Origin of the sequence: Streptomyces morookaense (assembly GCF_013030945.1) — a bacterium.
In the GTDB taxonomy this organism is placed as follows: domain Bacteria; phylum Actinomycetota; class Actinomycetes; order Streptomycetales; family Streptomycetaceae; genus Streptomyces; species Streptomyces morookaensis.
Map to the genome: position 1 here is coordinate 74,945 of NZ_JABBXF010000001.1, position 21,206 is coordinate 96,150.

Consider the following 21,206-nt stretch of genomic DNA (forward strand, 5'->3'; position numbering starts at 1 on the left):
GAATCGGGCCTCCATCTATTCCAGTTGGAGTAGTCCATGCGAAGCATAGGACGGACCGCCCCGGGCCGGCAGCCGGACCGGTGCATTCTGCTCGCTTTTCGGCAAGGAGCTCCCCTATCCTCCTGATGGAGCCTGAGAGAGCGTCAGTTCATCGCGACGGGTGGGCACTTGACCACACACCGGTCGCGAGCGGGGGGCGGTTGGCGAATGGTCGGGGGTCCGCGACATGTTCACCGGGCTGCGCACGACGGCGACCCGGACGGTACGGCCGGATCGGCCCTGTCGCCGCTCTTCGGCAGAGCCGCCGACATCGAGCAGCTCTGCCGCCGGATCACCGCCGGGCACCGCCTCACCACCCTCACCGGCCCGGTCGGCGTGGGCAAGAGCCGACTGGCGGCCGCGGTGGGGGAACAGCTGCGCGCCTGCCACCGGCACCGGGTCCACACGGTGGACTTCGCCCCCTCGCCGGGCGCGGCGGGCCACGGCGCCCCCGGGCCCGGCACGGTGGACCCGCTGCCCGGCAGCGGCGGCCGGCAGCTGCTGATCATGGACAACTGCGAGTTCGCGGCGCCCGAACTCGCCTTCGCCGTCGTCGATCTGCTGATGTCCGACGACACGGTCGACGTGCTGGCCACCAGACGCTCGCCCCTGGGCGTCCACTGCGAACGGCTCTTCCCGGTACGGCCGCTGCCGACGCCCCGCCCTGGCGAGGTGCTTCCGGCGGGCCGGCTCGTCCGTATCCCCTCGGTGGCCCTGCTCCTGCACGCCGTGGCGGCGATCCGCCCGGACTTCACGGTGACCGAGGGCAACCGGTCGGCGATCGCCGACCTTTGCCACGAGCTGGACGGACTCCCGCTGGCCCTCGAATACGCCGCGGCCCGGTTCAGGATCCACGAACCGGCCACGCTGGCCGCCGCGGTCCGCTCGGGACTGGAGGAGCTCACCGGCGGCCGGCGCATACCGCCGTGGCGGCACACGAGCCTGCGCACGGCCCTGGCCGAGCATCTGCACACGCTGTCGCCCGACGCCACGGCCCTGCTGAAACGATTGGCCAGGCTGGAGACGGACTTCACCCTGCACGACGCGGAAGCAGCCGGCAGCCGGCCGGCCGAGGCCCGTCGGCTGCTGGAGACTCTCGTCGACCAGCAGTTCGTCCAGGCACACGAAGAGGGCGACGGACAGCGGCGGTTCTCCCTGCTGCGCACGACGCGTACGTTCCTGCGCGAGGCCGGCCACGAACCGCCGTGCCTGCTGACCCGGCGGCAGCGGCAGGTGGCCGAACTGGTGGCGCTGGGGCTGACCAACCGGGCGATCGCGCGGCGGCTGGGCATCTCCGAGTGGACGGCCGTCAACCACGTCCGGCAGGTGCTGAAGAAGCTGGAGGTCTCCTCCCGGGTGGAGGTGGCCAGTTGGGTCGCCCAGCGCGGTGCCTGCGCTCCTCCGGAGCGGGCCCTGCCCCGTCAGCCGCAACCGCCCGCCGTGTCCCGGTCGTAGCTGCCGACCGCATGCCGGACCTCGTGCGGCACGCCCTCCAGCGGCTCCGGCCCGGACTCCGCCGTCAGAGCCCGGAGGAAGAGGCCGAGGCGGTCCAGGCCCCAGAAGCGCTGTCTGCCCGCCATGAAGTACGGGACCCCGAACACATCGTCGTGGTACGCGGCCTCCAGCGCCTCCACCGCCTCCTCGCGGATGCCGGGGTCGCGGTGCGCCGCGGCCAGTGCGGGCCCGTCCAGCCCGGCCTCCTGCGCAACGCGGTGCAGCACGTGCGGGTCGCAGATGTCCTCCCCGCGCTCCCAGCGCGCCGCCACCAGGGCCCGGTAGAGCACCTCCTCCGTGCCCCCGCGGCGGGCGTGCAGCCAGGCCAGGTGCGGCACTTCCCAGCACGGGTCGACGTCGACGGGCCAGGCCATGACGTAGCCGAAGTGGCGGGCGAGGCGCTTGGTGTCGGCGAGGACGTACAGGTGCTTGGCCTTGGTCATCGGGGTGTAGAGCACCTCGGCGCCGCGCCGGGCCAGGGCGGCGCGGATCTCCGCGTCCGGATCCCAATACGGGTGGCGGTCGACGGGCTCCGCGCCGGGCGGGAGGAGCGCGTCGAGCTGCCGGAGGGCCATCCAGCTGTAGGGGCTCCGGAAGTTGAAGTAGAGACGGGGTTGTCGGGGGCGACGGGTCATCCGGCGGGGCATTCAACGGCCTTTCATCCGGCGGCCTTCCTCAGGAATTCGACGACGTCCTCCGCCACGGGACCGGCCCGCTCCACGTGGAAGCAGTGCCCGTAGCCCGCCCGGTGCGCGACGGTCGCCCGTGGCATGGCCGAGGCCAGGGCGAGGGCACGGGCTCCGGCGAGCGCCGGATCCCGCTCCCCGGCGAGCACGAGGGCCGGCGGGGCGTCGCCCGCCAGGTCGAGTTCGGCGGTGCGGGTGAAGTGGCCGAAGAGCGTGCGCAGTCCGTGCTGCCCCACCCGTTCGAGGGCGATGTCCACCATCGACGCGAACAGTGCCGGATCGAGCCGTGCGGCCCGCTCGCCGAGGGCGACACGCATGCCGTCGCCGACCGCGTAGCGGAACGCGGCGCAGAACTCCTCGTACAGCCGCCGGTCCACGGGCCCGGCCGACGCGCGGAAGAAGGGGGCGAACAGCACGGCGGGCACGGTGCCTCGATGCGCACCGATGCACTCCAGAACGGCATTGGCGCCCAGCGAGTGGCCCAGCAGCGCGGCCGGCTGCTCGTCGAGAGCGGCCAGGGTGCGCTGCAGCCACGCACCGGCGGAGCCGTGGCGCACCCAGGCGTAGTCGTTGCCGGCCCGCCAGGGCAGGTCGAGCGCGAGCACGCGGTGGTGCTCCCGCAACTTCCGGGCCAGCGGCCGCCATTCCTGCCAGCTGCCCTCCGCCCCGTGCACGGCGACCAGCACGGGTCCGCTGCCCGGGAGCAGGTGACCGGCGACGGGGGCCGGCGGCTCACCCGGCATGGCCGCGCCGGGTCCGGCTGAAGCCGCGCAGGACGGCTGCACCGACCGCACCGCCGGACGACACGGAGGTCACCACGCTCGTACGGCCGTCCAGGGCGGGGTCGTTGCGGTGCAGCGCGAGCAGGGCGGCGAGCTGGAACATGCCCGCGGCGGCGTGGCACTCACCGACCAGTTCCTTGATCCGCAGCCGGTGCGTCCCCGGCCCCAGCACGGCGTCGACGCCGGCCTGCTCGGCCGCGTCCAGGTGCGGGATCCCGCGCTCGCCGGTGGCCACGAACCGTACCTCGTCGGCGTGCACGCCGGCCTGCCGCAGCGCACGGTCGATGCAGTCCGCCAGCCCCTTGCCCGGGTCCGGGGACCCGCCGGGAGGGGCGAACCGGCCGAACGCGACCGCCGGCAGCTCGGCATCGGCGCTCCGGCCGGATGCGCGCACCCGCTCGGCGTCCTCGGCCACCAGGACCACCGCGCCCTCGCCCAGCGGCGCCCGGCCGGGCTCGGAGCCGTACAGGCGCTCGTCGCCCCAGGCCATGTGGGGGCTGAACTCCTCCACTGCACCGACGAGCAGGGCGTCGGCATGGCCGCGGGCCATGAGCGTCCGGCCGTACCGCAGCGCGTCGATCCCGGCGAGCTGGCCGCCGGCGACGGTGGCGTTGACCCCGTGGAGCCGGTGCCAGACCGCGCAGCGGCTCGCCGCGGAGTTCATCACGGCCGTCGGGAAGAGCATCGGGTCGACCAGGTAGGGCCGGTCCTGGGTGAGGGTGTCCCGGTCGTACGCGCTGGTGGCCCGGATGCTGCCGGCCGTGGTGCCGAGGACGACGCCCGTGGTGCGGCGGTTGTCGTCGCCGAGCTCCAGGTCGGTGTCGGCCAGGGCGAGCCGGGCCGCGACGACCGCCAGGGCGGTGCTGCGGTCGAGGTAGCCGGTTCCCTTGCGGCCCAGGTGGTCGCGGGCGCGGAAGCCGGGCATGGCGCACGCGGTGTGCCGCGGCAGCTCCCCGCCGTCGAACATGCCGCGGACGTCGACGAGTCCGCTGCGGCCCGCACGGACGGCCGCGGCGAAGGCGTCGGCGCCGGTCCCCAGGGAGGACAGCGCGCTCCACCCCGTGACGACCGGCGGCGCGCCCCGGTCCGGCGTCATGTCGCCCGCCCGAAGAGGGTGATGGCGTTGTTGCCGCCGAAGGCGAAGCCGTTGTTCTGCACCACGCGTACGTCCGCGGGGCGCGCCCGGCCGGGCACCGGGTCGACGGGCACGAGGGCGGGGTCGGGTTCGGTGACGTTGATGGTGGGCGGCAGAAAGCCCTGCGTGAGGACCAGGACGGCCGCGATCGCGCCGAAGCCGCTGGCGGCTCCCATGGTGTGGCCGAGCATCGACTTGATGGAGCTCATCGGCGGCGGACTTGCGCCGAACACCTCGCGCACCGCGGTGACTTCGGCGAGGTCGTTGGCCGGCGTCCCGGTGCCGTGCGCGCAGATGTAGCCGACATCGGCGGGCGTGATGCCGGCGTTGCGGTGCGCGCGGCGCATGCAGTCGGCGATGCCCGCGGGGTCGGGGGCCACCGGGTGGCCGGCGTCGCAGCTGAGGCCGTAGCCCAGCACCTCGGCGTGGATGCGGGCGCCCCGGGCCCGGGCGGTCTCCGGGGTCTCCAGGAGCAGTGCGCTGCCGCCCTCGCCGGTCAGCGTGCCGGAACGGTTGCGGTCGAAGGGGGCGCAGGCGTGCTCCGCCAGGGCACCGACCCGGTAGAAGCCCGCATGGGCCCAGCGCACGGTGGAGTCGGCGCCGCCGGCCACCATGTAGTCCGTCTCGCCCGAGGCGATGAGGTCGTAGGCGTAGCCGATCGCGTAGTTGCTCGCGGCGCACGCGGCCGACAGCGTCATCGCCTCGCCGGTGAAGCCCAGTTCGCAGCTGACCGCCGCGGCGATCCGGGACGGGGGACACTGCCGCACGTCCTCCGGCGACAGGGCCGGCATCCCCTCGGCCACCCACTGCTCCGTCAGCCCTTGCAGTACGCGCGACTCGCCGCTGGTGGTCCCGATGACGCAGCCGGCACGCTCCGGGGGCACGGTTGCGGGATCCAGTCCCGCGTCCTCGACCGCGAGGCGGGCGGCCACGGCGGCGAACAGGCTGGTGCGGCCCCACTCCCGGGGGTCCAGGACGCGCAGCACCGCGCCCGGGACGAAGTCGCGCACCTCCCCGGCCATGACGTAGGGAAAGCCCGTGGTGTCGAAGCTGGTGACCGGGGAGATCCCGCTGCGCCCCACGCGCAGGGACGCGCCGAACGCGGCGATGCCCGTGCCGATGCTGGACACCGGGCCCAAACCGGTGATCACGACGCGGCGGTCCATGCGTCAGTCGTGCCAGTGGGCGTACTTCGCCACCACGTCGTACAGCGCGCTCAGACTCGCCATGTTCGGCAGCTCCGACTGCGGCAGTTCGATCCGGTACTTCTTCTCGACGCGGGAGAGCAGCTCGATGGCGCGCAGCGAGTCGGAGTCGTGTTCCTCGGTGAACAGACCCGTGTCGCTGATCTCCTCGGGCTCGACCTCGAGGACTTCGGCGGCCATCTCGCGAAGCTCTTCCCAGTGCGGCCGTGTTGCCTGGGTCATCTCTTCCTCCGGTGAGGTGGGGCAGTCACGAGGGGGCTGTTCTCACAGGACCATGCCGCCGTCGACCTGGAGCACCTGTCCGGTGATGTAGCCGGCCCGGTCGGAAGCGAGGAAGGCGACCGCCTCGGCGACCTCCTGCGCGCTGCCGAAGCGTCCCAGCCCGATGCTCTCCAGCGCCTGGCGGCGGGCCTTCTCGGGCAGGGGTGCCGTCATGTCGGTCTCGACGAGGCCGGGCGCCACGACATTGACCCGCACGCCGTAGGGTGCGAGTTCCTTCGCCAGGGTGGCGCTCAACCCGATGATTCCGGCTTTGGCCGCCGCATAGTTGGCCTGTGTGGCATGGCCGCGCACACCGACCACCGAGGAGACGTTGACGATCACTCCGCTTCTGCGCTTCATGAACTCGAATGCGAGGGACCGGCAGAAGTTGTAGGTGCCGGTGAGGTTGGTCTCCAGCACATTCACCCAGTCCGCGTGCGGCATGAGGACGATGGGGTTGTCCCGTACGATTCCGGCGCAGTTGACCAGCAGGCCGGGCTTTCCCAGCTCCGCCTTCGCCTTTTCCAGGAACGCGCTCACCTCCGCGGGATTCCCCACGTCGCAGGGCGCGTGCACGCACTGCACCCCGAGCTCGCGCACGGCTTCGGCGGTCCGCTCGGCGGCAGCGGTGTCCGACCGGTAGCAGAAGGCCACCGGCACCCCTTCGCCGGCCAGCCGCAGCACGATCGCCCGGCCGATGCCGCGGGATCCGCCCGTGACGACTGCCAACTGGTCGGCTGTCATTGGCCCTCCCCCCTCACGGCCTCGCTGCCCGTCAAGGCTGCCCGGGGGCCGCGGGCCCTGCAATAGCTGGTTCTTGCCATGCAGAAACCTTCGAGATCCTCTTGGGCTGCCGATACGGTGAACCGCCGGCGCGATCATCTCTCCCGCATCGCCATTCCCGCATTCCTGCATTTCTGAAAAGCGCATCCAGAACGGCGGACTTCCAGTTCCACGGGACATCTTGACGATGCACCGAACGTCTCACTACGGTCCATCCCCGTGGTACGGCGAAGGCGAATGGCCCTGTTCATTCAATTCTCCGGACCGCACAGTTTCCCTGGACCACTCACACGGGAGGGAGGGTAACCGTGAATATCTCCACCGAGATCAGGATCGAGGACCGCAAGGGCCAGAGCACCGAGTCGGCGCCGGACGTCGTCGTACCGGGTGCCGGTTCCACTGCGGCCGCGGTTCGCGCGCGCTGACCAAGAGAGCTGGACGTGCGGGGCCGGGCGGGCCGCGGCCCGCCCGGCCCCGCACTGCCTCTACGCCGACCGGATGAGGATGCCCACCGTGGACCCAGGCAACGCCGGTACCGGACTGCGCAACAGCGCCGTCTACCACAGCGAGTCACGCACCCTCGGCCCGCAGCCCTCGGCGGCCGGCCTGCGGACCCACAGCGACCGGTTCACCGGCCTGACGAGCGGCGAATTCCCGCGCATCGCCGAGGAGTTCCTCGTCGCCGGCCGCAATCGCCGCTGGGACCGCGAAAGCCAGCTGTCGATCTCCCACTACTTCGACGACCCCATGGTCCTCGCGGTCTCCTGTGCCGACCACGAACCCGAGGACCGCATCGGCGCAATCCCTCTGCCCTCCCCGGAACGGCCCGTGGACACCCCGCTGCACGACGCGGTGGCGCGGCGGCGCAGCGTCCGCGAATACACCGGCGAGCCCCTCGCGCTCACCGGTCTGGCCACCCTGCTGCGCCATGCGGGCGCGGTCACCGGACACGGCGAGGCCCGCCTCGCGCACGGGGAGACGGCGCGCCTGTCCTTCCGCAGCGTGGCCAGCGCAGGTGGTCTGTACCCGGTGGAACTCTGGCTGGCCGCCCTGCGCGTGAGAGGCCTGGAACGAGCGCTCTATCGCTTCCTGCCTGCCGAGGACGCCCTGGCCCGCCAGGACCTGCCGACAGGAGTGGAGGGTCTGCTCGCAGCAGCGGACACGGGAGCCGCCACCGTCGCGCTCGACCGGGCGGCCGCCCTGCTGCTCTTCGTCGCCCAGCCCTGGCGCTCCATGCGCAAGTACGGCCCGCGGGGCATGCGGCACGTCTTCCACGAGACCGGGGCGATGGCCCACGCCGTGCACCTGACGGCGGCCGCCCTCGGGATCGGCACCACCGACTTCTCCAGCTTCTACGACGACGAGGCCCACGAGGCCCTGGGACTCGACGGCGTCTACCGCACCCTGACGCACGTCGTCGTCGCGGGCGACGCGGCCGAGGACCAGTGACCGGCGGGGCCGGCGAGGGGAGCCAGACCATGGGCAACGGGACAGTGCGGATCAAGCGGTCGCTGACGGTCGTCGGCCACAGTCCCGACGTGGTGGAGCTGCGCAGCGGCGTGTGGAACAAACGCTCGTACACGCTCACCGACGACTCCGGCTCGGGCAAGCTCCTCACCCTCGTCCGCAGCCTCGACGGCTCGGTCACCTCGCGCGAACTCGCCAAGCGTGAGGGCGTGTCCCGGGCCGAGGTGGAGTCGCTCGTCGACCACCTGCTCTCACTGGGCGCCGTCGAGAGCGCACCACAGAGCGCGCTCGACGCCTACGTGGACACCATCGGCGCCCTGCGCCTGGCCACCGGCCCCGGCACCAAACTGCCGCAGAGCGTGCTGCTCCTGGGCGACCCCGGAATCACCGCAACCCTCGCGGCGCATCTCGACGGGATTGCGGGCGGCCGGGTGCTCGTCGGGCGCGACGACGAACCGGCGGTCGCCGCGCTGGCGTCGGCCGGCCCGGACGTCCTCGGGGACGAGCTGGCGCTCGCCGAGTTCGCGGAGGCCTTCGAACCGTGGCGCGAACACCTGGTGATCGTGGCCGACACGGTGATCCACCCGGTGCGCCTGACGCTGCTGAGCCGGCTCTCGGGGCGGCTGGGCTTCCCCTGGCTGCACGCGGCCGTCGACGGCCCGTTCGTCCTCGTCGGCCCGACCTTCGTGCCCGGCCGCTCGGCCTGCTACGAGTGCTTCGAGACCCGGGTGACCATGAACCTCCGTGAGAACGCCAGTTATCTGCGCTACAAGGAGGCGCTCGCCGAGGGAGCGGTACGGCACGGCACACCCGCCGTCCTCGGCCCCCTCAAGGGCCTGCTGGCCTGCCACACGGCCCTGGAGGCCACCAACTACCTGGCCACCGGGGCCACGTTCACCATCGAGAAGGTGCTCGGCATCCACGTGCCCACCATGGAGATCGCCTACCACGAAGTGCTCCGGCTGCCCGGCTGCCCGGGCTGCGGCTCCGTCGCCGGACGCGACGACACCACCGTGCACTTCGACGCGAGGGCGTGGCTCGATGACACCGACGACTGAGACCGTTGTCCACCGGCACCCCGACGAGCGGACCGCCGCACTGCAACGCCGGATGTACAGCCCGCTGTGCGGCCTGCTGACCTCCGTCGGCGGCCTCCTGCGCACGCGCCGGGCCCCCGGCTTCTTCCTCGAAGGCGCCGAACTGACCGGCGTCCACGTCCTGGAGGGCCTGCCCGCCCCGAAGCCGAACGCCTATCACATCGGCGGATTCGGCATCCAGCCCTTCGAAAGCCGCATCCGCGTGCTGGGCGAGGCGATCGAACGCTACGCGGGCCACGCCGCCGCCTTCGGCGGCACGTTCACCGTCCGGCACGCCTCGTACACCGAACTCGCCGCCGCCGGCGAGCCCGTCCTGCCGCCGGAGGCGTTCGGCGTCTTCCTGCCCGGCCAGTACGAGCGCCCCGGCTTCCCCTTCGAACCCTTCGACCCGGACCGGCCGCTGGGCTGGCTGCTGCTGCCCTCTCTGAGCGGCGGAGACGATGAACGCGCCTGGATCCCCGCCCAGTTCTTCCTCCTCGGCTACGTCCCCCGCCAGGACGAGCCATGGCTGCAGTCGGCGGTCACCACCGGCACCGGCGCGCACACCAGCGGGCCGAACGCCCTGCGCAGCGCGCTGGAGGAGCTCGTCCAGGTCGACGCCGCGCTCGGCCACTGGTACGGCACGGGCACGGGCGTAAGGATCCTGCCCGACGCCCGGACCCGGCAGCTCGACGCCATCATCGCCCGGCGCTGCGCGGGCCGGCCCCGGCCGGAGTTCCACCTGCTGCCCTCCGCCGACCTGCCGGGCCTGTGCGTCGCCTGCATCCTGCGCGCCACACCCGGCGCGGTCCCGGCCGTGGCGGTCGGGCTCGGCAGCGGGGGGCGGCTCCAGCGGGTGATGTACCAGGCGCTGCTGGAAGCAGTGGGCGTGCAGTCGTTCGCGGCATGGACGTACGTCAGCGAAGGCCGGGAAGAGGGCAGGGACGGGGACAAGGACATCTACGACCTCGAAGGCAACGTGGCCCGCTACGCCGCGCCGCAGGGGGCGGATACGGTCGAGAAACGCTTCGCCCAGTCGACGGCCGCACCGGCCGGCAGTCTCCCGCCGGACGACGAACGCCCCGACCGCGAACGGCTGAAGGACATCGTCACGGCATTCCGCAACACCGGCAAACGGCTCTACCACGCGGACCTCACCACGGTCGACATCCGCCAACTCGGCTTCGCCGCCCACCGCGTGTGGTCGCCGGACACCCTCAGCCTCTGCTTCCCCGGCGCCCCGCCCGCCGCGCACCGCCGTTTCGCGGACTACGGCGGGTTCGCCGACCGCGGCCCGCACCCGTACCCCTGACCCGCGGACAAGAGCGGACAAGAGCGGAGGAGAAGGAAGATGGAACACGGAATCTCGCTGCTGCCGGACTGCCGGCCCGCCAGGCGCAGCGCACCCCAGTACTACGACGACGTCCTGGCGGCCGCCCGCACCGCGGACGCCGCGGGCCTGTCCTATGTCAAGATGACCGAGCACTACCTGGGCGACTACGGCGGCTACTGCCCCAGCCCGCTGACGTTCCTGGCGGCGGTCGCGGCCCAGACGTCCCGCATCCGCCTGATGACCGGCTGCGTGCTGCCGGTCTTCCACCACCCCGTCCAACTGGCCGCGCACGCCGCCATGGTGGACGCGATCAGCCACGGCCGCGTGGACATCGGCTTCGCCCGGGCCTGGCTGCCGTACGAGTTCGAGGCGTTCGGCGTGCCGATGGACACCAGCCGCGACCGCTACGTGGACACGATCCGAGCCGTCATCCAGCTGTGGACGCAGGAGAAGGCGAGCGCGGAGTCGCCGTTCTTCTCCTTCCACGACGCGACGTCCCTGCCGCCGGTCGTCCAGCGCCCGCACCCGCCGGTGTGGGGCGCAGCCGTACGCTCCCGGGAGAGCTTCGCCTGGCTGGCGGAGCAGGGTTTCGGGCTGCTGGTCACCCCCTCACCGCTGGCCAAGGATCTGGAGACCACCCAGGACCTGGTGAGGCTGTACCTGGAGACGTTCGAGGACACGCACGAGGGAACGGGCATGAAGCCGCGCGTTGCGATCTCCGTGCCGCTGCTGGTCGCCGACAGCGACCAGGAGGCCATGGACACGGCGCTGCCGCTGTTGCGCGAGTACATCGACGTGATGGCGGAGGCGGCCGGCTCCTGGTCCAACACCTCCTCGCAGGACTATCCCGGTTACGCCAACCTGCGCCGGTCCTTCGACCTGGTGACGGACGCCGAGTTGGAATACGGCGGCACTCACGTCGTGGGCTCGCCCAAGGCAGCGGTCGAGCGCATCCACTGGCTGCGCGAGAGCCTGAACGCGGATGTATGCCTGTGGAACGTGGACTTCGGGGGCCAGGACGGAACGGTCATGCAGCGCAGTCTTCGCACGTTCATCGACAAGGTGCTGCCCCACGTGCCGTGAACCGAATTCGACGGGGGACCCCGCAGGAACGCACGGTCGTCGGAACCGGCCACTGGCCGCACGAGCTCCGCGCAGCGGTGGAGGACGCCCTGCGCGCCTGCCTCGCCGAGGTCGACGCGGACCACTTGGCCGGGCACCCGGAGTCCTTCGCCCGGCTCACCGGCGCCCAGACCGACCCCTGGCTGCTGCTGGGCACCGGCCTGACGGACGGCCAGGCCGTCGCGGTGGCGGACTCCGCCTGCTCGGCCGTCCCCGCCTGCCGGATCGCCGTACTGGGCCCGCCGGGCGACGAGGCCCGCACCGAACGCTGGATGCGCCGCGGCTGCGACGTCTACCTGGCCGAGGGCATCAGCGCCGACCGCCTCACGACGGCCCTCACCGTGGCGTCCTCGGGCCTCCTGGTCATCGACCGCCACTGCCGCCGCAGTCCCGCTGCCCGCTCCCACGGCCTGAGCAGACGCGAACGCCAGGTGCTCGCCCTGCTGTGCGCGGGGCTCAGCAACGCCGACATGGCCGCGTCCCTGCATGTCAGCCGGCGCACGGTGGAGTTCCACCTGACGCGGATCTTCGGGAAGTTGGGGGTGACGAACCGCGTGGAGGCGGCGCTGCGGGCGTACGAGGCGGAGTGGTGATCAGGGTGTACATCGTCACCGCTGGGCCGTTGGTCACACGGTTGGTCACGCCACTGCCCGGGAAACAGAAAAACCCCAGATCAACTGGGGTCTCTGCTGGTGTCCGAGGGGGGACTTGAACCCCCACGCCCGATAAAGGGCACTAGCACCTCAAGCTAGCGCGTCTGCCATTCCGCCACCCGGACTCAGGTGTTTGTCTCTGCGGGGCGCTCCCCGCGGCGACATGGATAACTCTATCAAGGTTTCGGAGTGCCGTTGACCAGGCGCTTCACCGCAGACATAAGGTCTGTTTATGGGCAATGACGGACACTCCTCCGCGCCGCGGCGCGTGCCGCGTCCCCTGTCACCGTTGCGGGAGCATCTGCGGGACACGTTCTGGTTCGCGCCGACCGTCGGGCTCGCCGGGGCCGTGGTGCTGGCCTCGGGGGTGCTGGAGCTGGATCGCCTGCTGATCCGGACGCTGCAGGACGACGGGGACTACGCCGAGGTCGACGCGCTGATCAAGATCGCGAACGATGCCAAGACGATCATCAGCACCGTCGGCTCGGCCATGCTGACCTTCGTCGGTGTCGTCTTCTCGATCTCGCTCGTCGCCGTGCAGATGGCGGCCGGGCAGATGACGCCGCGCGTCGTGCGGCTGTACGTCCGCAGCCGGATCACCAAGTGCACGTTCGCGGTGTTCCTGGCGACGTTCCTGTTCACCCTGCTCGTGCAGGCCTCGTACGAGGGGAACACCGACCCGCGCACGGTGTCGACCGTGCCGTTCGTCTCCGCCGTCCTCTGTGTGCTGATGGTGCTGGTCAGCCTCGGGCTGTTCGTCGCGTACGTGAACTCCACGATCCGGCTGATGCGGGTCGCCCACGTCATCGACCGCATCATCCGCGAGTCCTTCCGCATGCTCGACCGGCACATCCGGACCGTCGTCCCGGGCGCCCCCGGTCTCCCGCCCGCCGAGGCGGAGATCCTGCACCGGGGGCGGGCCGGGGTGCTGCGCGATGTCCACATCGCCCGTCTGGTGCGGGTGGCCCGCCGGCACAGCACCGTGCTGCGGCTGATCCCGAGGGTCGGCGACTACGTGGTGCCGGGCACCCCGGTGCTCGCCGTGCACGGCGGGACGGTGCCACCGCCGCGGGCGCTCCGGTACACCGTCTCGGTCGGCGTGGAACGGACCTTCCACCAGGACCTCGGCTTCGGGCTGCGGCAGCTGTCCGACATCGCCCAGCGGGCTCTCTCCCCCGCCGTCAACGACCCCACGACGGCCGTCCAGTGCCTGGACCGCATCGTCCAGTTCCTGGCGGCCATCGCGGACCGGCCGCTCGGCATGCTGCACCACCACGACCGCAAGGGCGCCATCCGGCTCGTACAGGACCTGCCCGGCTGGACGGACCTGGTCGACCTCGGCTTCACCGAGATCCGCGGCTGCGCCACCGGGCAACCGCAGGTGACGCGCCGCCTGATCGCCGGGCTGGACGACCTGCTGCACCTGGCGCCCGAGGAGCGCCGCCCGCCGCTCGAACGGCACCGCGCGCTGCTCACGCAGGCAGTGGAGCGGGCGGTGCCTGCGGCCGCCGAACGTGATTTCGCGGTGCTGCCGGACCGACAGGGGATCGGCTGAGCCGGCGAGTTGCCTCACGGCATCGACCTCACGGCATCAAGTGGTACTCCGGGAAGTTCCCCGGCACCCGCTCCTCCCCCGGCCCCTCCGTCACCGCCCGTACCAGCAGCTCCCCTCCTACGAACGCGCCCCGCCACGACGCCCCGAAGCCGCCGAAGAGCTCCTCGCGGTCGCCGCGCGAACGCGGCACGCCGCGGCCCACCTTGAAGGCGCGGATCTGCGGGGCGAGGCGCTCGTGCACCGCAGGGTCGTCACACGACAACGTCGCCACCAGCGCACCGTTGCTCGCGTTCATCGCAGCGAGCAGCTCGGCCTCGGTGTCGACGAGGACGATCGTGTCGACGGGCCCGAACGGTTCCGCGTGATGGAGCGGCGACGCCGGAGGCGGGTTGAGGAGAGTGACCGGTGCGACGTAGGCCCGGGTGTCCTGACCGGGCAGGAAGCAGCTCGCGTCGAGCGTGCCTCGGTGCAGCGGAACGGCACCGCGGTCCACCGCCTCGTCGACCTGGGCCCTCAGTTCCTCCGCCTTGGCCGCGTTGATGAGCGGCCCGAAGTCCAGCTCGGGCAGCGCGTCCGCCGGGTCGGCGACCGCCAGCGGATGACCGAGGCGCACCGACCGCACGGCAGGCAGGTACACCGCCAGGAACTCCGCGAACGCGCTGCGCTGCACGACGAACCGCGGGTAGGCCGTGCAGCGCTGCTTCGCGTAGTCGAACGTCTTGCGGATCTGTGGGGCGAGGGAGTCCCAGGCGGAGAACTCCCAGATGCCCCAGGCATTGAGGCCCTCCTGTTCCAGGATGTGCCGCTTGCCGAGGTCGGCGACGGCGGTCGCCACGCGGGCGCCCGTGTCGCGTCCGCCGACGAACGACACACAGCCGATCTCCGGGGCCCGCACGAGCGCCTCGGAGAGCTCTCCGCCGCTCCCGCTCACCAGGGTCAGCGGCAGGCCCTCCCTGGCGATGAGGGCGGCCGCCAGCGTCAGACACGACAGACCGCCGTCGGTGGGCGTCTTGGCGATGGCCGCATTGCCGGCCAGCATCTGGACGAGCACGGCGTGGACGAGCACGCTCATCGGGTAGTTCCAGCTGGCGATGTTGCTGACGGGGCCGGGCAGCGGGGTGCGCCCGGTGAGCATGCGGTCGATCCCGTCGGCGTACCAGCGCACGCCGTCCACGGCCCGGTCGACGTCGGCCCGGGCGAGCCGCCACGGCTTGCCGATCTCCCAGACGAGCAGCAGGGCGAGGAGGTCGCGGTGCGCGGCGAGGGCGTCGAGGGCGGCGCCCACCCGTGCCCGGCGCTCGGCGAGCGGCAGGTCGCGCCAGGCGCGGTGCTGGTCCAGGGAGGCCCGTACGGCGTGCCGGGCGGTGCCCCGGTCGAGGCGGGGCGGGCCCGGGATCGGGGTGCCGTCGACGGGGGTCGCGGCGGGCAGCGGACGGCCGTCCAGCTGCCAGGCGCCGTTCCAGAGGTTGAGGACGCGGTCCTCCCGGAAGGCCTCCGGGGCGACGGCCCGGCATCGCTGCCAGGCGGTGTCCCATTCGGTGCCGGGTTTCAGAACGCGCGGAAGGGTGGATGCCATCACGGATCTCCGCTCTCGGTGCACGATCGGGGCGATATCCAGGGCGGTATCGGGGCGTTCGGAGCGTTCGGAGCGTTCGGGCAGGGAAGGCGGCGCTGCGGTGTCCACTGCTGTCACCACTTGCTACCGAACGGTAGCCCTGGTGCGGCCGGCAGGAAGGGTGCCCGCTGCCAATGAGGCCCAGGTCACGTGAGACGGTTCTCCACGACACTGCCTTCCAACGCGCACCAGGACTGATCGACACATGGGACGGGTCACCGAACGACGCCGCGTCATCCGCATCCGGGACGGGGCCGCGACCGTCCGGCCCGACACTCTCGTCGCCGAGGAGCCCCTGGAGATCCGGCTGAACGGCAAGCCCCTCGCCATCACCATGCGCACACCGGGCGACGACTTCGCGCTCGCCGCCGGTTTCCTCGTCAGCGAGGGCGTCCTGGGCAGCGCCGGGGACCTGGCGAACATCGTCTACTGCGCCGGTGCGACGGAGGACGGCAGCAACACGTACAACGTCGTCGACGTCCGCCTCGCCCCCGGCGTCCCCGTCCCCGACATCACGCTCGAGCGCAACGTCTACACCACGTCCTCCTGCGGCCTGTGCGGCAAGGCGAGTCTGGACGCCGTCCGCACCACCGCCCGCTGGCCCGTGGCCGACGGCCCGGCGCCGATGCGTCTGACGCCCGGTCTGCTGGCCGAACTGCCCGATCGGCTGCGCGAGGCGCAACGCGTCTTCGACCGCACGGGCGGCCTGCACGCCGCCGCACTGTTCTCGCCGGAGGGCGAACTGCTGGACGTGCGCGAGGACGTGGGCCGGCACAACGCGGTCGACAAGCTCGTCGGCCGCGCCCTCCAGCAGGGCCTGCTGCCCCTGTCCGGCACCGTACTTGTCGTCTCCGGCCGCGCCTCGTTCGAGCTGGCGCAGAAGGCGGTCATGGCGGGCATCCCGGTGCTCGCCGCGGTGTCGGCACCGTCCTCGCTGGCCGTCGACCTGGCTGCGGAGGCGGGGATGACGCTGGTGGGCTTTCTGCGGGGGGCGTCGATGAACGTGTACGCCGGTGAAGGACGCATTGCCCTAGGGTGAGTTCGGGCCCGGCTCCGAGCCGGCGCAAGGGGGAGGGAGCAGCATGGCGCCGAGACAGTTGCCGCCGTTGCCGCAGTACCGGCGCGACGCCGTCACACGGCGGCTGTGCGCGACGACGCATCTCGACGAGAGCTTCGCACGCGACGTGCGGCGGGAGTTCACGGCCGACCGGCTCAAGGCGAACGGTCTGCCGCTCGGTGTGAACCTCGTCGCGCTGGTGCGTCACGCCGAAGCGGCCTGGCGGCGGCTGGAGTTGCGGGACAGGCATCTCTCGTTCGTCCTGTGCGGTGTGGCCGGCGCGCTGCTCGGAGCCGTGGCGAGCCTCGGCCAGGGGTCGTCCGCCGGTGTCCTGGGCTTCCTGCTCCTGCTCGTCGCCCTCTTCTGCTGCGGGGCCGTGCTCGTCTGCCGGGCCGAGCATCAGGCACGGCAGGCCGCACTGGAGGTGTACCGGGGGTCGCGCAAGTCCGCCGACCTGGCACCGCCCGTGGCGGCCGAAGTGGAGGACCGGCTGCGTGAGTTGCGGCGTGCGAACGTCCTGCCGTACGACGCGTCCTTCGAGTCGACGAACCCCTTCGTCGGCAGCGGCCGGAAAATCAAGGAAGTCGTCTGGGAGTCCATCGACATCAGCCGTGCCGCGGACTCGCCGACAGGCGGCAAGCTGACCGCCAAGCCCTTCGACGCCGTCGACCTCCACACCTATGTGGCCGAGGAGATGGCGGACATCGTCGGTCTGGAGGGACTGAGGGCACAGAACCGGCTGTATGTGAACGGTCTGAGTGCTCTGCATCTGCCCGATCTGCTGCCCGACCGGCTGCAACGGCCCGCCGTGCGCGTCCCGCGGCAGTACGTGCAGTCCGCCGTGGTGCAGTCGGGCGCGGGCATGCGCACCTATCTGAGCCTGGAGATGGTGGGCGAGGGCGGCAGAATCGTGGTGTCCATGCATCTGCGGGCCCGCCTGCTGCACCCCCGGCTGTCCTGGGAAGTGGCCGCCTATGTGCTGCCTCCCTTGCAACACCGGTTCGGCACCGTCGGGTTCCTCCCCCTGGGGGGCTTCGAGTACTGGTGGAGCCTGCTGCGGTTCGGCATGGCGCACACCTGGCGCGGCGTGTGGGGCGCCCCCGGCCGGGCCGCCCGCCGGCGCGGCGACCAGGCCCGGTACGCCCGCGAGCTGGAGAAGACGCGCAGGAGCATCACCAAGCAGCATCTGGCCTACGACTACGGTGCCACCGACAGCCTGCGCAACCACTGCTCCGACTGGGGCGCCATGGGACACACGGAACGGACGGACTCCCGGGACACCTTCCTGCGTCTTCAACAGGGCGTGCTGATCGCCACGGAGCGCTTCCTGCAGGACCACAACATCGACACCGGCGACTTCGACCGTGCGCAGCAGGTGATCGCCACTCAGACGTACAACATCTCCGGTGACATCACCGGCAACGCCAACATCGGTTCCAACGGGCAGATCAACACCTACGGCCAGCCGGGTGCGGCGCAGGGCGGAAACTGAGCAACCGGGCAGCCGGGCAAGCGAGAAGGAGTTCCATGAGCACCTACAACTTCCACGGCGACATCACAGGGCCGGGCAACTTCGGCGACAACGGCAGGATAGAGATCCACCACGGCCAGTCCCCGGCCGAGACGCTCCGGCTGGCCGGTGAGCTCGTACGCCTGCTGCGCGTGGAACACCCCGAACTCGCCGGACCCGCCGGTCTGGTGCAGGGCGAGCTGGTGCGCGCGGACGAGGAGCGGCGGCCCGTCGACCGGGGGCGGGTCCGCAAGTGGCTGGAACTGATCACCACGGGGGCGGCGGCGGGAAGCGGTTCGCTCGCCCTGGTCCAGGACCTGGGCCGCGCTCTGGGGATGTGAGCGCGGCCCGCGGGCTCACTCGGCGTGCACCACGGCCCGGGCGCCGCCCAGGTCGACCTCCAGCCCGGACCGCAGCGGGACGGTCTGTCCGGGTGCCACGTCCTGGACGGTGCCGTCGGAGCGGCGGGCCCTCCAGGTGGTCGTGGAACGGTTGGCCAGGCCGAAGCGGCCGGGTTTCGCGGGGTGTTCGACGAGTTCGGCGACGAGCGTGCCGTCGCCGTAGTCGTGCCGCGCGGGTTCGTCCAGCAGGTGGTGCGCGTGCACCCGTGCCGCACGGCGCAGTCGCAGGTGCCGCTCGGCGTGCAGCACGGCCGTGGTGATCACGAGCCGGGGCGGCAGGATCAGCGTGCTGCGGCACGACCAGCAGGCGCGGGCGTTGGTGGAACGGGGCTCGGTCATGTTCTGCCGGCCGCAGTCGGCGCAGTCGACGATGGTGTCGCGGACCTGGCGCAGGGCGTCGCGCCACTGCGACTCGCGCACCCGGCGGGACGCGTCGCGCAGCCCCTCGGTGAAGTTCTTCACGAACAGCTCGCTCAGGACCGGAGGCACCACCTTCCAGGTGGCCAGAACAGTGGTCTGCTCGTCCGGATCCGGCTCGTTGCTCTTGTCGACGGGGTCGAAGACGAAGACCGGGTTCTTGCCGTACAGCCGCTTCTCGGCGGCCTCGTCCAGGCAGCGGATGGCCAGCTCCGCCTTGCCCTTGAGCGGGTGGTGGTTCATGAGCAGCATGAACAACAGGACGGAGAGCGAGTGCAGGTCCGTCTGGGTGCCGGGTATGGCGCCCGGTTCGCCCCGCACCAGCTCCGGTGCCATGAACTCCATGGTTCCCGAGATCCCGCTGGCCTCTCCCTCGACCACGGCGTTGTCGTTGTCGCAGACGAGGACGTCGCCGTTGGCGGGGTCGAAGAAGATGTTGCCCCAGGAGATGTCGCGGTAGGCGATGCCGCGGGAGTGCAGGGCCTGGTAGGCCTCGACCATGTTCAGGCCCGCGGTCACCAGGGCGACGGGCGTGGTGCGCAACTGGCGCCGGAAGAGCGCCGGGAGGCCCTTGAACCGGTCGGGGCGGATGTCCATGAGGTAGCCGAATCCGCCGGCTCCGTCGGTGACGAACGCATGGGGCCACAGGAAGCGGTCGTCGTCGAAGTCCCGGCTGACCAGCTCCTCCACGATCTTGCGCTGCTCGGGAGTGGCGCAGCTCGGGTAGTACCACTTGAGCGCCTTCTCGCCGGACGGCGTGGTGACGCGGTGGACCTCGCCCTGGCCGCCCGCTCCCAGCATCCCGGCGACCACGATCTCGTCGCCCGTGTCGGTCGTGAGGCGGTCGCCGTTGTCGAGCATGCCGGACATCAGTCGTTCTCCGTTTCTCGGTCCTGCGACCCGTCCTCGGACGGGTCCGGGTCGTCCGGCCGCCGCCACACGGCGGCCACGGTGGTGTCGTCGCCCGAGTACGTGCTCGCCCGGGCCAGCCATCCGGGAAGCGCAGCACCGATCGCCTCGGGGCCCTCGGCCGCCAGGCGTTCGCTCACCTCCCGGACGAACCGGACGAACCCGTCCTGTGCCGCGAAGCTCTTGGACAGCCCGTCGGTCGACAGCATCAGCAGCCTCGGCAGCCGCCCCGGATCGGACACCGGCGCCCAGTGCACACGCATCAGGTCCCACGCCTGACGGCTGCACAGGGACTCCGTCTCGTCACCGAGTTCCGGTTCGGACGGGGCGAGCGGCGCACTGATCGTGCCGTCGGCCTCGACGAGCATCAGGTCGCCGTCGCCGAGCTGCCAGGCGACCACCAGGCCGGGCACGCAGACCGCGCCGAGGAGTGTGGTGCCGTACGGCAGCAGCTCGTCGCCCCGGGTCACACCGGCCAGCGGATGGTCCTTGAGGTGCCGGTGCACCTCGTCCTGCCAGTCGCGTACGACCTCGCGGGGCACCCGACGGCAGGCGTCGTGACGCAACTGCCGCAGGTTTCCCGGCGTTTCCCCGGCGCGTGCGGCGAACTCGCGCGCGCAGCGCATGAAGATGTCGACCGCGAAGCGTGCACCGAGTCCGCTGCGCGAGTGGACCGCCGAGCCGTGTCCGTCGGCGACGGCAAGTACGAGGTTGCCCTCCGCCGTGCCTTCTGCGTCGTACCAGTCCTGGTTACCCGCTTTGCCCGGGCCCTGGACCGACTCCCGGAAGATCCTCCAGTGCGGCACGCTCACCACACGTCGTCGTCATCGTGATCCTGGAGCTTGGGCGGCGCGAAGGCGGGGCCGAGCTGTTTGGTGGCCGCGCCGCCCGCGACGGGCTGCGAGGCCGCCTTGACCGCCGCCGTGGAGGCCCAGCGGATGGCCGCCGCCAGCTGCTTGGGGCTGTTGGCGTCCAGCACGGGGAGCTCGGGGTTGCCGAGGAACTCCTGGAGGACGCCGCGGTCGGCGTCGGCCCCGATGGCGATGGCGACCCGCACGGCCTTCTTGCCCCACGGCGTCGCGTCGATGGCCTTCAGACCGTCGCGCCACTCGTCCAGCGGCTGGCCGTCCGAGACCAGGCACAGCACCGGCTTGAGCGCCCGCTGCGGCATGGGCGGCGTCTCGAGCTCGCGGGCCACGAGGGACAGGGCCGCCCCGAGGTTGGTGCCGCCGTCGACCTGGATGTCCTGCCAGGTGAAGTCGTCGACGGGGACGGGCGCCGCCTGGTGCCACTGCGCGGTGCTGGAGAAGGTCAGGACCCGGATGAGGAGCTGGGCGGAAGCGTTGTCGTGCGCCACCGACTGCATCTCCGGGATCGCCTCCCGGATGGCGTAGTTGAGTGTGCCGATCTTCTCCCCGAGCATCGAGTACGAGCAGTCGAGGATCCAGATGAAGTGCACCGGGCGGCTCTCCATCGGGCCACCGGGAATATCGCTCACGCAGGCATCACTCCAACGTTCCGTTCAACAACAGCAGAAGAGACAGCACCGTCGCACCCATGAGGACGACGCATGCCGAGATGAACAGGCCCAGCACGATGCGGCGTTGCCGCGCCACATGGGCGGGTACCGGGATGGGCTTGTGGGTGGATACGGATGTCACCGTGCGCCGTCTTCTCTCCCTCACCGTCCGAGTGTTCAGACCCTA

Annotated in this window: 21 protein-coding genes and 1 tRNA gene; 10 read left to right on the top strand and 12 right to left on the bottom strand. The window is 71.7% G+C overall.

All coding sequences use genetic code 11. From position 1 onward, the window contains the following. Positions 1-207 precede the first annotated feature (207 nt). Positions 208-1,494 (top strand): ATP-binding protein, encoded by a 1,287-nt coding sequence (locus HG542_RS00325; RefSeq protein ID WP_171077897.1) that lies wholly within the window; start codon positions 208-210, stop codon positions 1,492-1,494. Here the strand turns inward: HG542_RS00325 and HG542_RS00330 are convergent. From HG542_RS00330 to fabG, 6 genes are read right to left on the bottom strand one after another with little or no spacing between them, the layout of a single operon-like run. Continuing rightward, positions 1,461-2,168 (bottom strand): DsbA family protein, encoded by a 708-nt coding sequence (locus tag HG542_RS00330; protein WP_171077898.1) that lies wholly within the window; start codon positions 2,166-2,168, stop codon positions 1,461-1,463. The two genes, HG542_RS00325 and HG542_RS00330, sit on opposite strands and share 34 nt — an antisense overlap. Before the next feature lie 23 nt (positions 2,169-2,191). Next, positions 2,192-2,962, bottom strand: coding sequence for an alpha/beta fold hydrolase (locus HG542_RS00335; RefSeq protein WP_171077899.1), 771 nt, complete (start codon positions 2,960-2,962; stop codon positions 2,192-2,194). Next, the gene (locus HG542_RS00340; RefSeq protein WP_171077900.1) at positions 2,952-4,097 is read right to left on the bottom strand and encodes a beta-ketoacyl synthase N-terminal-like domain-containing protein; all 1,146 of its coding nucleotides are present in this window, start codon (positions 4,095-4,097) and stop codon (positions 2,952-2,954) included. Before HG542_RS00340 ends, HG542_RS00335 begins: the two co-directional genes overlap by 11 nt. Then, entirely contained in the window at positions 4,094-5,302 is a 1,209-nt protein-coding gene (locus tag HG542_RS00345) for a beta-ketoacyl-[acyl-carrier-protein] synthase family protein (RefSeq protein ID WP_171077901.1), read from the bottom strand. Before HG542_RS00345 ends, HG542_RS00340 begins: the two co-directional genes overlap by 4 nt. Before the next feature lie 3 nt (positions 5,303-5,305). After that, complete coding sequence (locus HG542_RS00350; protein WP_171077902.1) at positions 5,306-5,563, bottom strand: acyl carrier protein; 258 nt, start codon at positions 5,561-5,563, stop codon at positions 5,306-5,308. Positions 5,564-5,605: 42 nt separating this feature from the next. Continuing rightward, positions 5,606-6,346: a 3-oxoacyl-ACP reductase FabG gene (gene fabG / locus HG542_RS00355; RefSeq protein ID WP_171077903.1), complete on the bottom strand. Its 741-nt coding sequence runs from the start codon at positions 6,344-6,346 to the stop codon at positions 5,606-5,608. Positions 6,347-6,898: 552 nt separating this feature from the next. Between fabG and HG542_RS00360 the strand changes: the two genes are divergently transcribed. Genes HG542_RS00360 through HG542_RS35885 form a run of 5 tightly spaced genes read left to right on the top strand, consistent with a single transcriptional unit; the run spans position 6,899 to position 11,976 of the window. Then, a complete protein-coding gene (locus tag HG542_RS00360) occupies positions 6,899-7,834 on the top strand; it encodes a SagB/ThcOx family dehydrogenase (RefSeq protein ID WP_171077904.1) in 936 nt (311 codons plus the stop codon). A gap of 29 nt (positions 7,835-7,863) precedes the next feature. After that, positions 7,864-8,910 carry a TOMM precursor leader peptide-binding protein gene (locus tag HG542_RS00365; protein ID WP_171077905.1) on the top strand — a complete coding sequence of 349 codons (1,047 nt, stop codon included), beginning with the start codon at positions 7,864-7,866 and terminating at the stop codon, positions 8,908-8,910. Beyond that, positions 8,894-10,240: a YcaO-like family protein gene (locus tag HG542_RS00370; RefSeq protein ID WP_171077906.1), complete on the top strand. Its 1,347-nt coding sequence runs from the start codon at positions 8,894-8,896 to the stop codon at positions 10,238-10,240. The genes HG542_RS00365 and HG542_RS00370 overlap by 17 nt, the downstream gene beginning before the upstream one ends. A gap of 39 nt (positions 10,241-10,279) precedes the next feature. Next, a complete protein-coding gene (locus tag HG542_RS00375; RefSeq protein WP_171077907.1) occupies positions 10,280-11,344 on the top strand; it encodes an LLM class flavin-dependent oxidoreductase in 1,065 nt (354 codons plus the stop codon). After that, the gene (locus HG542_RS35885; RefSeq protein ID WP_171077908.1) at positions 11,341-11,976 is read left to right on the top strand and encodes a helix-turn-helix transcriptional regulator; all 636 of its coding nucleotides are present in this window, start codon (positions 11,341-11,343) and stop codon (positions 11,974-11,976) included. The genes HG542_RS00375 and HG542_RS35885 overlap by 4 nt, the downstream gene beginning before the upstream one ends. A gap of 97 nt (positions 11,977-12,073) precedes the next feature. Here the strand turns inward: HG542_RS35885 and HG542_RS00385 are convergent. Then, a tRNA-Leu gene (locus HG542_RS00385) sits at positions 12,074-12,161 on the bottom strand. A gap of 107 nt (positions 12,162-12,268) precedes the next feature. Between HG542_RS00385 and HG542_RS00390 the strand changes: the two genes are divergently transcribed. Continuing rightward, the gene (locus HG542_RS00390; RefSeq protein ID WP_171077909.1) at positions 12,269-13,591 is read left to right on the top strand and encodes a DUF2254 domain-containing protein; all 1,323 of its coding nucleotides are present in this window, start codon (positions 12,269-12,271) and stop codon (positions 13,589-13,591) included. 28 nt (positions 13,592-13,619) lie between these two features. Here the strand turns inward: HG542_RS00390 and HG542_RS00395 are convergent, their stop codons facing one another. After that, positions 13,620-15,167, bottom strand: a complete 1,548-nt coding sequence (locus tag HG542_RS00395; RefSeq protein ID WP_171077910.1) for an aldehyde dehydrogenase family protein — start codon at positions 15,165-15,167, stop codon at positions 13,620-13,622. Between the two features lie 244 nt (positions 15,168-15,411). On the opposite strand from HG542_RS00395, the gene fdhD reads away from it, so the two are divergent. Genes fdhD through HG542_RS00410 form a run of 3 tightly spaced genes read left to right on the top strand, consistent with a single transcriptional unit; the run spans position 15,412 to position 18,114 of the window. After that, positions 15,412-16,245: a formate dehydrogenase accessory sulfurtransferase FdhD gene (gene fdhD / locus HG542_RS00400; RefSeq protein WP_171077911.1), complete on the top strand. Its 834-nt coding sequence runs from the start codon at positions 15,412-15,414 to the stop codon at positions 16,243-16,245. A 43-nt stretch (positions 16,246-16,288) separates the two neighbouring features. Then, the gene (locus HG542_RS00405; protein WP_171077912.1) at positions 16,289-17,755 is read left to right on the top strand and encodes an AbeC-like domain-containing protein; all 1,467 of its coding nucleotides are present in this window, start codon (positions 16,289-16,291) and stop codon (positions 17,753-17,755) included. Positions 17,756-17,790: 35 nt separating this feature from the next. Further along, positions 17,791-18,114 carry a hypothetical protein gene (locus HG542_RS00410; protein ID WP_171077913.1) on the top strand — a complete coding sequence of 108 codons (324 nt, stop codon included), beginning with the start codon at positions 17,791-17,793 and terminating at the stop codon, positions 18,112-18,114. A 15-nt stretch (positions 18,115-18,129) separates the two neighbouring features. Here the strand turns inward: HG542_RS00410 and HG542_RS00415 are convergent, their stop codons facing one another. Genes HG542_RS00415 through HG542_RS00430 form a run of 4 tightly spaced genes read right to left on the bottom strand, consistent with a single transcriptional unit; the run spans position 18,130 to position 21,161 of the window. Further along, entirely contained in the window at positions 18,130-19,461 is a 1,332-nt protein-coding gene (locus HG542_RS00415; RefSeq protein WP_171077914.1) for a protein kinase domain-containing protein, read from the bottom strand. Continuing rightward, positions 19,461-20,312, bottom strand: coding sequence for a PP2C family serine/threonine-protein phosphatase (locus HG542_RS00420; RefSeq protein ID WP_308699096.1), 852 nt, complete (start codon positions 20,310-20,312; stop codon positions 19,461-19,463). The genes HG542_RS00415 and HG542_RS00420 overlap by 1 nt, the downstream gene beginning before the upstream one ends. Continuing rightward, the gene (locus HG542_RS00425) at positions 20,309-20,974 is read right to left on the bottom strand and encodes a vWA domain-containing protein (protein WP_171077999.1); all 666 of its coding nucleotides are present in this window, start codon (positions 20,972-20,974) and stop codon (positions 20,309-20,311) included. The genes HG542_RS00420 and HG542_RS00425 overlap by 4 nt, the downstream gene beginning before the upstream one ends. Positions 20,975-21,005: 31 nt before the next feature. Further along, the gene (locus HG542_RS00430; RefSeq protein ID WP_171077916.1) at positions 21,006-21,161 is read right to left on the bottom strand and encodes a hypothetical protein; all 156 of its coding nucleotides are present in this window, start codon (positions 21,159-21,161) and stop codon (positions 21,006-21,008) included. Positions 21,162-21,206: the final 45 nt, after the last annotated feature.